Source organism: Glutamicibacter creatinolyticus (assembly GCF_006094275.1).
Taxonomy (GTDB): domain Bacteria; phylum Actinomycetota; class Actinomycetes; order Actinomycetales; family Micrococcaceae; genus Glutamicibacter; species Glutamicibacter creatinolyticus.
This window is the reverse complement of the sequence record NZ_CP034412.1, coordinates 3,129,886-3,142,517: the sequence shown is the minus strand read 5'-3', so window position 1 is coordinate 3,142,517 and position 12,632 is coordinate 3,129,886. Positions and strand designations below refer to the sequence as shown.

The 12,632-nt window shown below is 65.8% G+C and carries 8 protein-coding genes; 5 read left to right on the top strand and 3 right to left on the bottom strand.

Features of this window, described 5'->3' with window-relative positions; genetic code table 11:
* Positions 1 to 152: 152 nt before the first annotated feature.
* Positions 153 to 2,450, top strand: a complete 2,298-nt coding sequence (locus GcLGCM259_RS14385; protein WP_138927031.1) for a helix-turn-helix transcriptional regulator — start codon at positions 153 to 155, stop codon at positions 2,448 to 2,450.
* A gap of 340 nt (positions 2,451 to 2,790) precedes the next feature.
* The gene (locus tag GcLGCM259_RS14380) at positions 2,791 to 4,293 is read left to right on the top strand and encodes a SulP family inorganic anion transporter (protein WP_138927030.1); all 1,503 of its coding nucleotides are present in this window, start codon (positions 2,791 to 2,793) and stop codon (positions 4,291 to 4,293) included.
* A 30-nt stretch (positions 4,294 to 4,323) separates the two neighbouring features.
* Here GcLGCM259_RS14380 and GcLGCM259_RS14375 read toward each other — a convergent pair whose 3' ends face one another.
* Together GcLGCM259_RS14375 and GcLGCM259_RS14370 are read right to left on the bottom strand one after the other, a co-directional pair.
* Positions 4,324 to 5,937 (bottom strand): AMP-binding protein, encoded by a 1,614-nt coding sequence (locus GcLGCM259_RS14375; RefSeq protein WP_138927029.1) that lies wholly within the window; start codon positions 5,935 to 5,937, stop codon positions 4,324 to 4,326.
* Between the two features lie 241 nt (positions 5,938 to 6,178).
* The gene (locus GcLGCM259_RS14370; RefSeq protein ID WP_246049902.1) at positions 6,179 to 7,099 is read right to left on the bottom strand and encodes a GGDEF domain-containing protein; all 921 of its coding nucleotides are present in this window, start codon (positions 7,097 to 7,099) and stop codon (positions 6,179 to 6,181) included.
* Between the two features lie 260 nt (positions 7,100 to 7,359).
* Between GcLGCM259_RS14370 and GcLGCM259_RS14365 the strand changes: the two genes are divergently transcribed.
* From GcLGCM259_RS14365 to GcLGCM259_RS14355, 3 genes are all read left to right on the top strand, one after another.
* Positions 7,360 to 8,055 carry an EAL domain-containing protein gene (locus GcLGCM259_RS14365; RefSeq protein ID WP_054820760.1) on the top strand — a complete coding sequence of 232 codons (696 nt, stop codon included), beginning with the start codon at positions 7,360 to 7,362 and terminating at the stop codon, positions 8,053 to 8,055.
* Between the two features lie 419 nt (positions 8,056 to 8,474).
* Positions 8,475 to 9,878, top strand: coding sequence for an MFS transporter (locus GcLGCM259_RS14360; RefSeq protein WP_425459786.1), 1,404 nt, complete (start codon positions 8,475 to 8,477; stop codon positions 9,876 to 9,878).
* 152 nt (positions 9,879 to 10,030) lie between these two features.
* The gene (locus GcLGCM259_RS14355) at positions 10,031 to 10,687 is read left to right on the top strand and encodes a class I SAM-dependent methyltransferase (protein ID WP_138927026.1); all 657 of its coding nucleotides are present in this window, start codon (positions 10,031 to 10,033) and stop codon (positions 10,685 to 10,687) included.
* Positions 10,688 to 10,728: 41 nt separating this feature from the next.
* Here the strand turns inward: GcLGCM259_RS14355 and GcLGCM259_RS14350 are convergent, their stop codons facing one another.
* Positions 10,729 to 12,612: a plasmid pRiA4b ORF-3 family protein gene (locus tag GcLGCM259_RS14350; protein ID WP_138927025.1), complete on the bottom strand. Its 1,884-nt coding sequence runs from the start codon at positions 12,610 to 12,612 to the stop codon at positions 10,729 to 10,731.
* Positions 12,613 to 12,632 lie beyond the last annotated feature (20 nt).

The following is a 12,632-nucleotide window of genomic DNA, read 5'->3' as shown; positions in this document are numbered from 1 at the left end:
CGATCCGCAAGAAAGCGCAGTAGGATGATAAATAAATTCGGATCCCGGATAACTACCCGGCGCCGGTTTTCCGGCCCCGGGCTACAACGGTGTGGGCAGGAGGCGGGCGTTTGGGCGAAGAACGGCACAGCAGTGGTACGACAAGCGCGGCCGTGCGCACCGAAGTCCATCCGGCGTTCCACCGTTTCCAGCAGATCCACGGCTCAGGCCCCCGGCTGCTGTTCATCACCGCGGCGCCGGGCACCGGGCGCAGGCTGTTCGCCAGGTCCTGGCTGGATGGTGCACCCGGAGAGATCCACGACCTGTCCGACGGAAGCCCGGAAACCAGTTCCGGGATCTTTGACCAACTGCAGCAGCTGACCGAACGGCTGGACGCCGACCCCCAGCTGCGTCTGGCGGTGCTCCTGCCGGTGGGGCGCTCCACCTGGCTGCTGGCCGCCCGCTACCACTGCAGCGTGGCCCGGCACCGGGACCTGCTGCTCAGCGCGGCCGAGCTGGCCCAGGCGCTGGATTGCGAGGCGCATCTGGCCGAGGCGATCCGCGACCAAACCGGCGGCTGGCTGGGTGCCTGCCGGGCGCTCGCGGGCCAGCCGGAATCCCGGGCGGCGGCCTACCAGCTGATCAACGCCGCCCTGCTGCGCTGGCTGCGCCACCACCCGTACGCGGTCGGTCTGCGTCAGTCCGCGTTCCTTCCCGAAATCGAGGAATCGGTGCTGGAGGTCTTTTTCACCAATATTGCCCAGGGTGAAGTCGGGCTGGAGGACCTGGTGGACAGCGGGCTGGTGCAGGGCGAGGGCCAGGGCGGCTGGATGATGCCCTCCCTGATTCGCCGGGCCCTGATGGAGCAGCAGCGGCTGATGTCCCCCGCCGCGGCAACGAGCCTGGAGCGCGCTGGGCTGGAGGCGGTGGCGGTGGCCCAGTCCGTGCAGAAGGCCGCCGAAACCGCCCTGCGCAACCGGCGCTGGGGCGCCCTGTCCGCCCTGTTGATGGACCGCTGGGTGGATTTGTTCGTCAGCAACCCCGCAGCGCTGCGCTCCATGCTGTCCAAGATGCCCGGGGTGCTCATCGACCAGGCCCACTACCTGTGGGTGGGGGCGCGGATCGTGGCGGCGGTGGGCACCGATCGGATGGTGCTGCCCTTCCCCACCGTGGCTCCGGACCCCGAACGCGACCAGAGCGCCCAGCGCCTGCAGATGCAAACCGCCCGACTCTACCAGCGGCCCACCGCCAGGGCGTTGTCCGTTGGCACCCTGCAGATCACCTACCTGCGTCTGGCCGGCATGTACCAGCATTCGGCCGAGGCGGCACTGCGGCTGCGCAGCGCGATCCGGGCCGCCTTCAACGCCCGGCGCACCAGCCGCAAACTCATTTCCATCAGCGAACTGCATGCCGGCATTTCCCTGCAGCTCCAGGGCCTGGACGTGGAGGCCAAGTGGGCCTACCAGGCCGCGTTGAACGCCGGCCTGGAATCCGGCAAGGCCTTCCACATCTGTGACGCCAGCGGACGGCTGGCCCTGCTGTGTGCGATGCAGGGCGATTTCGCGGCCGCCGGGCACTGGGCGTCCTTGCACGCGGAGCAGCTGCAGCAGGTGGGTTGGGGCAAGCCGATGGTGGCCCGCGGTGTCATCCTGGCTCGGGCCTGGCAGGCCATGCTGGAAGTGGATCTTCCGGAGCTTCGGTCCCAGTTGCGCCAGCTGCCCGATGAGCCGGACAGCGACGAGTTTTGGGCGGTGCACGCGCTGCTGCTAAGTTTCCACCTGGTCTTCACCCAGCAAACTGGCGGCGCAGCAAGCCTGCTGGAGCGGTTGAACGCCGAACGGGTCCACGCCCGCGCCCTGCTGAGCCGGGAACTGTTGGCGGTGGCGTCCCAGCTGGTTGCCCTGGCCCGCTCCTCCGGCTGCGGCGCCGGTTCGCCCCGCGCGAAGGCGGCCGCCGAGTTCCGGGCGCTGGGCTGCCTGCGTGCCAACCGGCCCGATGAGGCGCTGGCACTTTTGGAGCTGGCGGCGGACAAGCCTCCGTCCCAGCAGTGGCCTCAGCTGGCCGGCCTGCTGGAACTGGCGGCCCGCAACCCGGAAGAACCGGGTGCCGAGGACCTGGAACGGGTCAGGCAGCTGAGCGCCGAGGGTGCTGCGCTGCTGCCGTTGGCGCTGCTGGCCACCGCCCCGGGGTGGGGCGCAATCCCCCGGCTGTTGTCCCTGGATGAGCCCCAAGCACGCCGGCTGGAGCTCATTGGCCGCACCCTGCCCGCGCTCCAGCCCCGACCGGTGCTGACCGAACGCGAACTGGAGCTGCTGCAGCTGCTGCGCACGGGGTTGTCCCGGCGGCAGATGGCCGAGGCGACGTTCCGTTCCCCCAACACCATCAAGTCCCAGTTGCGCGGCCTGTACAAAAAGCTGGGGGCCACCGACGCCGCCACGGCCTTGGAACGGGCGCGCAAGGCCGGGCTGTAGCCGGGATCACGGGGCGTCCCCTCGCCGACAAGTTATCCACACAACTGTGGACAATGTGGGCTTTTTTGACTCCGGGCGTTGTTAAACCCACGGCGATCGATGCCCGTGATCCCGGGCTTCCCGGGCGCGTCTGGTTCGCTGATTTCCGCGGGATCTCGCGCTTTTGCGCCAAGCGCACCAAAGTTCTGCACATCTCCTCCCGGCGTTGTGCACAGAGTTATACCCATTTTCCACAGGAGCTGTGGATAATGACATCTTTTTCACAGGGCGGACCGTCTGCCGCTAGGATTCCCTTGGCGTCGCCACGCCTTTCCCGCCTTCGGACCCGATCGGAGACCCCATGTCAACGCTGGCCGAGCTCACCCCGCTGCAACGCCAATCGGTGTGGCGAACCCTGCGCTCCCCACGCCTGCTGAAGACCGAGCTGCTGGCCGGGCTGGTGGTCTCCCTGGCGCTGATTCCGGAGGTAATCGCCTTCTCGATCATTGCCGGGGTGGATCCGCGCATCGGCATCTTTGCCTCCTTCACCATGTCCGTGGTCATTGCGTTCACCGGTGGACGCCCGGCCATGATTTCGGCGGCCGCCGGAGCCGTCGCCCTGGTGGTCGCACCGCTGGTGCGCAGCCATGGGGTGGAGTACCTGTTTGCCACGGTGATCCTGGCCGGGGTGATCCAGGTGCTGTTGGCCGTGGCAGGGGTGGCGAAACTGATGCGCTTCATTCCCCGTCAGGTGATGGTCGGCTTCGTCAACGCGCTGGCCATCCTGATCTTCCTCTCCCAGATGCCGGAACTGAAGGCCGTGCCGTGGGCCGTCTACCCGCTGGTGGCCTTGGGACTGGCGGTGGTCTACTTCTTGCCCAAGCTCACCTCCGCCATCCCGGCCCCGCTGGTGGCAATCGTGCTGCTGACCGCGATCACCGTCCTCGCCAGGATCACCGTGCCCACGGTGGGCGACAAGGGCGAGCTGCCCGAGTCGCTGCCGTTCTTCCTCATCCCCGACGTGCCGCTGAACCTGCAGACGCTCAAGATCATCTTCCCCTACGCCCTGGCGGTGGCATTTGTGGGGCTGCTTGAATCCCTGCTGACCGCAAAGCTGGTGGATGACATCACCGACACCCCCTCGAACAAGACCCGCGAATCCTGGGGACAGGGCACCGCGAACATCGTGACCGGGTTCTTCGGCGGGATCTGCGGCTGCGCGATGATCGGGCAGACCATGATCGGGGTGAAGGCCTCCGGGGGCCGCACCCGGATCTCGACCATGTTCGCCGGGGTGTTCATGCTGCTGCTCACCGTCCTGTTCGGGGACGTGGTGGCCCAGATCCCGATGGCGGCACTGGTGGCGGTGATGATCTTCGTGTCCCTGACCACGTTCAACTGGCACAGCATCCGTCCGGCCACGCTCAAGGCCATGCCCAAGAGCGAGACCGCGGTGATGCTGGTGACCGTGGCGTTCACGGTGGCGACCAACAACCTGGCCATTGGCGTGGGGCTGGGAGTGCTCACCGCGATGGTGCTTTTCGCCAACCGGGTCGCCCACTTCGTCACCGTCAAGCGCAGCGTCACCGGGGACACCGAGGGACAGGTGGCGATCTACACGGTGGACGGCGAGCTGTTCTTCGCCTCCTCCAATGACCTGTACACCCAGTTCAACTACGCCCAGGATCCCGGACGCATCATCATCGACATGTCAGGATCCCACCTGTGGGACGCCTCGACCATCGCGGCCCTGGACTCGGTGACGGACAAGTATGAAAGCTACGGAAAGCAGGTTCAGGTGCACGGCCTCAACGAGGCCAGCCGTGCCATGCGCGAGCGGCTGCGCGGCAAGCTGCGGGACTAGGACCCCGGCCCGCAGCCGCGCACGGCGAGCCTACAGGTCCAAGGTGTCGGCCGCGTCCTGGCGCAGCTGGTTCTTGCGGATCTTGCCGGTAACGGTGGTGGGGAACTCCTCCAGCACCATCAGGTGCTCGGGCACCTTGTAGTGGGCGAGCTTGCCGCGGGCGAACTCGCGTACGGCACCCAGGTCCAGCGGGGCGCGGCCGGCCTTCATCCGCACGCAGGCGCACACCACCTCCCCGTATTTTTCATCGGGGACCCCAATCACCGAGACGTCCTCGATGTCCGGGTGGCGGAAGTAGAAGTCCTCGATTTCCCGGGGGTAGATGTTCTCCCCGCCGCGAATGATCATGTCCTTGATACGCCCAACGATGGTGCAGTAGCCGTCCTCACGCATCACCGCCAGGTCCCCGGTGTGCATCCAGCCGTCCTCGTCGATGGCCTCGTGGGTCTTTTCCTCATCGTTCCAGTACCCGAGCATGACCGAGTAGCCGCGGGTGCAGTACTCCCCGGGCTCACCGCGCTGCACGGTCTGCCCGGTGGCCGGGTCGATGATCTTGATTTCCAGGTGCGGGTGCACGCGGCCGATGGTGGCGGTGCGCCGCTCCACATCGTCATCGTCGCGCGTTTGGCAGGAGACCGGGCTGGTTTCGGTCATCCCATAGGCGATGGAGATTCCCTCCATGTGCATGTCCTGGATGCTGCGGCGCATGACCTCCACCGGGCAGACCGAACCGGCCATGATCCCGGTGCGCAGGGTGCCCAGGTCGTAGTCGCCAAAGCTGGGGTGGTTCTGCATGGCGATGAACATGGTGGGCACCCCGTAGACTCCGGTGCACCGCTCCTGCGCGATGGCGCGCAGGGTGGCTTCGGGTTCGAAGCTGGGGGCGGGGATGACCATGGTGGTGCCATGCGTGGTGCACCCCAGGTTGCCCATCACCATTCCGAAGCAGTGGTAGAAGGGAACCGGGATGCACAGCCGGTCCTCGGGGCCGAGGCGGATCATCTCGGTGACGAAGTACCCGTTGTTCAGGATGTTGAGGTGGCTGAGGGTCGCGCCCTTGGGGTAGCCGGTGGTGCCCGAGGTGTACTGGATGTTGATCGGCTCCTCTGGGGTGGTGCCGGCCAGATGGCGGTCCACCTCGGCCTGCGGTATCTGTCCGCCCGCCTCCAGCAGTTGCGCCCAGTCATCGGTATCCAGGTAGATCACCCGCTCCAGGTCGGGCGTGTCCACCATGGACCGCTCGATCATCTCCCGGTAGTTGCTGCTCTTGAACTCGGAGACCGCCACGAGCATGCGCATCCCGCTGTGGTTCACCGCGTAGGCGTACTCGTGGGTGCGGTAAGCGGGATTCACGTTGACCAGGATGACCCCGAGCTTGGCGGTGGCGTACTGCACCAGTGTCCATTCGGCGCAATTCGGCGCCCAAATGCCCAGGCGGTCCCCCTTGTTGATGCCGGCGGCCAGCAGTCCGCGGGCCAGCAGGTTCACATCCCGGTCCAGTTCCGACCAGGTCCAGCGCCGGCCCGAAGCCACCTCCACCAGCGCCTCGCGCTGGGAGTAGCGGGCCACCGTGTCCTGCAGTGATCCGCCGATGGTGTCCTGCAGCAGCGCTGGCTCGGTCTCGCCCTTCGCATAGGATTTCATGCCCCGACTCCCCCGACTCGAAGCTCCTGCACCATGGCGGCGGAATTCGCTGTTTGCGGCGTGCGCGCCCGTGCCTGCTGGTTCATGTTTTCTCCATGCTTCTCAGGTGGCGTGATGACTGGGTTCCGCGCCGAGAGCACCGGGATTCGGATTATCCCGGACGTGTCGCGGGTCACAATCCTTACAATAGCCGCACACCCGGTTCAAGCCAACTAACCGAGATTCCCCGCCGGATCGGGCATCAGCCGGGACGCTTGGCCTCGTACATGGACCGGTCCGCCCACAGCACGAGGGTTCCCAGGTTGTCCTCCGGCCCGGCCTGCGCCACCCCGAAGGACCATGCCGCCCGGGAGGTCTCCTGCATCCGACGCATCAGCCCCTGCGCCTGTGGTGCGGTGGTGTCCGGGAAGAGCAGCACGAATTCATCGCCGCCAAGCCGGAAGATCAGATTCGTTCTGCGCGCCGCATCCTGCCAGTGCCGGACCAGCTCCTGCAGGATCCTGTCCCCCGCCCCGTGGCCCTGGGTGTCATTGATGGTCTTGAATCCATCCAGGTCGACCACCGCCACGCTCAAGGGCCCTCCGCGCTTGCGCGAACGCAGCATCGCCTGCTCCCCGTAAACGGTCAGTGCCCGCCGATTCAGTGCCCCGGTGAGCTCATCAACCTCGGTCTGCTCGCGGAACCGGTCCCGCACAAACGAGCCCACGCCGGTGCTCAGAACGGTGAAGAACATCAGGGCAGCGATGTTCAAGATCCCCTGGCTGTGTTCGGTGCCAGCAGCCGGGCCGATGAGCACACCGTAGGGAATGGTGAACAGCAGCGCCGGGTAGATCGTGCACCGCGCCAGCCAGGGCGGGAAAATCCACGAAAGGTAGAGCGCCAGCAGCGGGAACTGCTGCAGGCGGAAGACCACCTGTTCGTGGTTTCGGGTGAACGCCACAAAGTAGATGAACGCGGCGACCTCGGCCAGCGCACCCACGTACATGATCCAGGACGCCAGCTTGTCCCCGGCGCGGTAGATCGCGCCCAGGATGGCGGCGCAGCCCAGACAATACAGGATGTTGAAACCCTGCAGCACCGGGCTGCGCACCGGAAGAAAAAGCGCAATGAGATAAAAGACCAGCATGAACAGGGCCACCAGCGCGGTGACCATGACGTGCATCTGGGTCAAGGTGCGAAACGGCGCGGGCACAACGTTCTGCCACCACGCAATGGGAGCGTGCTCCCGCCGGTCAGCCGGCATGCGCCCCGCCCCGGGGGCAGAAACTGGGAAAACGCCGCAGAGCGACCCACGTCGTGGTTTCGCCTTCTGGGGCACTGTAAAATCTGCTTCGGGCCCCGGCCCCGCGCCCTGCAGACGCCGTCATCACTTCCCGCCGACCAACCCTTCGCCTATCGTCATTCCGCGCTCAAAGGTATCCCTTGAAATTCGTTTTCCAACCGCTCATCGACGTAGGATCCTCTTCCCTGCTGGGTTTCGAAGCCCTGACCCGCTTCGCCGACGGGCTTGGCCCCGCACAGCACTTCCAGGCCGCCCGGGATGAGGGTCGGCTGGTCGAGTTGGAGCTGCGCGCCATCCAGGGCATCCTGGAGGCCAGCGCCCTGCTGCCCACCGGCGTGCTGGTGACCCTGAACGCCTCGGGGTCAACGATCGAATCCTTCGCCGGCTCCAGTCTACGGCTCGACCCCCGGCTGGTGTGGGGTCTGGAACTCAATGAGCAAAGCGATCCGGCAGTATGCGCCCGGGCCCGGCAGCTGGCCGACGCCATGGGCTGCCTGCTGCTCATTGATGACGCTGGAGTCGCCCACGCCACCCGGGAGCGGATTGTGCAGCTGCACCCGGACATCGTGAAGCTGGACCGCACCATGATCACCGGCTATGAGCAGGACCCGCGGATCCGAACGCTGGTTGATTCGCTGTTGCAGGCTGCCAATTCGATCGGGGCCAAGACGCTGGCCGAGGGCGTGGAAACCATCGGGCAGCTGCAGCTGGTGGAGCGACTGGGGTTCGACTATGCCCAGGGGTTCCACTTCAGCCCCGGGCGGCCGGGCGAGGAGATCGGGGCGATGCTGCAGGATCTGGACCGGCGCCTCGGGATTGGTATTCCGGCCCCCTGACCGGCGTTCGCACTCTTGGAGCGCGAGAACCGGATCACCGACAGTATCCTTAGCAGTCCCAGGACCGGGTAGCTCGCCGCGAGGCTGCCCACGAACGCGGCCGGCACCGAACGCCAGCGCGAATGCAAGGTGCTTTCGGGCAGCAACAGTCCCCGCGTCCCGGGGACGGCGAGCGCGGCGGTAGTACTGCATTCCCATTACCGCCCGGCCGGTGCTCCACATGCTTGCCGGTGGCCACGTTCTTCTGGGAGGCCCGATCCACCAGCACGGCGCGCGGGGGCCAGCAAACGGATCATCGGTAGTGCGACCAGGGGAAAAATTTGGCAAATCCCCACCGCCAAAAACGGTGACAACCGGGGGTTGAGTCCGTATTGTTTTCAGTACGCTTTTTCGCGCGCCCCAGTAGCCGAAGGTCGGAAATGTCCGAGCCATCCCCACCCACCAGTACCCCACCACCGGATCCCCAGGTGCTCCGGGAACCGGAACGCGCGATGCGTTCCTTTGGGCACATCCTGGTGAACACGGCGGTGGCGAACCTGACGACCAGCTACCTGTGGTTTGCGCTGGTGTTCTGGGTCTACCTGGAAACCCGCAACGTCATGGCCACCGGGTTCATTGGCGGCGCATTCATGCTGCTGATTGCCGTGTTCTCCATGGTCTTTGGCACGATCGTTGACAACCACCGCAAGAAGACGGTGTTCGTCTTCTCCGCCGTCTTCACGGCGGTGGCGTTCTGCCTGGCCGGCCTGCTCTACCTGTGGCTTCCCACCGAGCGGATCCTGTACATCGGCGGATGGGAGTTCTGGCTCTTTTGCGGGGTGATCCTGCTCGGTTCCATTGTCGAGCAGATGCGCTCCATCGCATTGTCCACCACGGTTACGCTGCTGGTCCCGGTCGAACGCCACGCGAACGCCAACGGTCTGGTCGGTACCGTGCAGGGCATCGCATTCATCATCACCAGCGTCTTTTCCGGGCTGTCCATCGGGCTGCTGGGGATGGGCTGGACGCTCTCGCTGTCGATTGCGCTGGTGGCGGTGAGCATGGTGCACCTGGTGCTGATCCCCATCCCGGAACAGGCCCCCGAGCGGGAGCCGGGACGGAACCGGGCGATTGACCTGAGGATGGGGTTCACCACCGTGCTGGCGATCCCCGGACTGTTGTCGCTGATCATCTTCTCGATGTTCAACAACTTCGTCGGCGGAGTCTACATGGCGTTGATGGACCCCTACGGGCTGACCATCATGTCCGTTGAAATGTGGGGCATCGTGTTCGGACTGGCCTCCACCGGCTTCATCATAGGCGGGCTGCTGGTGGCGAAGTTCGGGCTGGGCCGAAACCCGATTCGCACGCTGCTGCTGGCCGTGGCAATGATGGGGCTGCTGGGCGCCGTGTTCACGATCCGGGAATGGACCTGGCTCTACGTGCTGGGGATCTGGCTGTACATGATGCTGATCCCGGCCGCGGAAGCCTCCGAGCAAACGGTAATCCAGAAAGTGGTTCCATTCCGCCGGCAGGGCCGGGTGTTCGGCTTCGCCCAGATGCTCGAGGCGGCAGCGGCCCCCATCACGGCTTTCCTGATTGCCCCGCTGGCCGAATACCTGATCATCCCGTTCATGAAATCGGAGCAGGGTGAAACGGCCCTGGGCTGGCTGCTGGGGGCGGGGCAGGCCCGCGGCATCGCCCTGGTGTTCCTGGTGGCCGGTTTGCTGATGGTGCTCGTCGCCTTGCTGGCCTTGGGCAGCGGCCAGTACCGGAAGCTGTCCAAGATCTTTGCCGCCCAGAAGCAGAATGAGCCGGAGACCAACCAAGCGGTGGCCGACTAGTGTCCCGGGCTGTTGCCACGCTGAGTGGTAGCTGCAGGCGCGCTTTTTGCCGCTGCCGCAAAACCGGTCACGGTCGGCAGCAGAATTGCCTAATGTTGAGGGGCAACCGGGCAACAGCCCGGCTCTGGCAAGCAGGTTCAGTGGAGGACAAGATGACGCAGCATTCCGGGGAAGAACTCGTTGGCAAGGACTTTTGGGAAAGCCACTATGGACGATCCGAGCGGATCTGGTCCGGCAACGTGAACTCCACCCTGGCCGCCGCGCTGAAGGACCTGGCACCGGGCAGCGCGTTGGACCTGGGCTGCGGTGAGGGCGGGGACGCGCTCTGGCTGGCAGCGCGGGGCTGGCAGGTCACCGGAGTTGATATCTCCGAAACCGCCGTCGCCCGCGCGCGTGAGGCAGCCGCCGAACACGGGATGTCCGAATCCACCGAATTCATCGCCGTGGATCTGGCCGAATGGGATGATCAACGGGAGTTTGACCTGGTAACCCTCAGTTTCTTCCAGGCACCCTTTGACTTCCAGCGCGCTGAAATCCAGCGCAGGGCCACCGAACGCGTCGCCGTTGGCGGACGCATCGTGGTGCTCTCCCACGGCAGCCACCCCTCCTGGGCCGGACCTGGGGCCAAGGGCCAGGGGCATGCCCACCATCCGGCCATGCCCACGGTCGATGACGAGCTGCGCGCGCTGGGCATGCCAACCGCTGGCTGGGAGGTGCTGCGCGCGGAGCTGGTGCAGCGCGAGGTCACGGGACCCGAAGGGCAGCACGCCACCATTGATGACGTGCTGGTGGTGGCCCGCCGGAGCTAGCCGCCATGCCCTCCTTGCCGGCCTAGGAAACCGGCTGGTGCCTAACGCAGCCGGGAGAGGCGCTGGTTGACCTCGTCCTTGTCGAAGTGCGCGACATCCAGCACCTCGCCCTCGCCCAGGCCCAGCCACTGGCGGTACTCGTCATGCTCCGGATGCTTCCGGTCCTCGACGGCCGCCTGGATGTTCTCCCAACCCCATACCCCGCCGGAGTCCTCGGCCGGGGCCATCCGCCGCCCACCGGTGCAGCGCGGCACGGTGCCGCGGTCATCAGCCAGAACCTTTTCCAGTTCGATGACGTGTTCCCAGTTGTCCCCGAAATCGTAGATGTAGTCCAGCTTGTCCTTCGGCTCGCTCAGCAGTCCGCCGACCGTCACCGTGGTCTCGTCGATGTCCTCGTCCATGCCCCCGGGTTTGGGCGCATAGGACGCACCATTGCGGCCCCCGTGGGAGAAGCTGTGCAGGTGGCTGTCATCCCATGCGAAACTGCGCTGGATGATCGCATGCAGCTCGTCCAACCGGGTTTCGGGCCGCACCAGAACACGGCGCCAGATCGGCGGCTTGGCAGAGCGCAGGGTGACTTTCAGCTGCAGCACGGTGCCGTCGGCAGGCTGCTGCGGCTGATCTGTGCCGGGCTTGCGGGCCCCGGGCAGGGCAATGACCTCGGCCAGCTCGGTGCCGGGTGTCTCGTTCCCGGCCGTTTCCGCGCCCGTGCCAGGTATGACCTCCAGTTCGGTGACGTTCTCCTGCTCTCCACCGTCCTGTCGGCCTGCGGGCACCGGGCTGGCCTCGGGCGAGTCGTCAAAGGGATCCTCCTCCACGCTGGAGTCAATGAAGCTTTCAACCATCAGCGACAGGCTCACCGTGCTGTGGTAGCCCTTGTCCTTGGTGATCAGACCCAGCCAGGCCAGTTCCTCCAGCATCCCCACGGCCAGGTCCCGTTGCTCCTGGCGGACCGTCGGGTCCGTGTCTTGCCCAACCGGCAGTGCTGCACCGTCCAGTCCCTCAAAGATCCACCCCGTGCACAGTTCCCACGCGCTGGTCATCTCCGAATTCGCCGCGGGTGCCAGTTCCAGCAGATCTTCCACGTAGGCCTGGACAAAGTTGAACACCGCGGCGAAGCCGGCTTCCGAGTCAATCTCCTGCGCGAAATCCTCGGCGGCTTCCCCGGCAAGCACATCATGCCGGCGCAGGTCGCACACGCCCGAAACCAGAAGTGAGCGGTAGATCCGCAGAAGCTGGGCCGGGACGTCAAAAGCCCGGGAATCGGGCATCAGGTCCGCCATCTGCCGCTGCGCCTCCGCGAACGCCTCGGCGGTCAGCTCCCCGTTCTCCTGAACCGGCTGACCAGTCCCCAGCCAGCTGGAGAGGCGACGGCCAATGGCCAGCAGGGGCGCCTGACGCAATTCGCCGGTGATGACCGAGCGCATGTGCTCGAACAGGCCCTCGTCCTCCATGTCCGCGAAGCGTGAATCGTCCTCACCTTCAGCGAACTCGAGCAGCCGCTGCAGCTGCTGTTCGGTACCGGCCCAGCGCCCGGTCTCGTCCAGGAAGAGCGCGTAGTCCTGCCAGGAACGCAACAGCATCTGCCCCTGCTGCATCGTAAGATCGCCCTGGACCTGGTCCTCGGCGAAGGCGACGATCGCCGCCAGCACCTCGATCAGCTGCTCAACCCGCAGCTCGGTGGCCGACAGTGCCCCGGTCACCTCGGCGTAGACGCCCAGGGAGTATCTGACGAGTTCGAAGCTCGGCAACGCCAGTTCACCCATCTCCGGATCGTCGTAGGCGCTTTCAAACCAGGCGACGTAATCGGCGGCAAGGCTATCAACCTGACGCTCCATAATGGCGCTATTCGCCGGCTTGCCCCGGTGTTCCTGGCGTGCCGGGTGGCCCTGCTTGCGGACTTTCTTCTTCTTTTTCTGTGCCACCGCGCGCTTCCCCTGCTTCC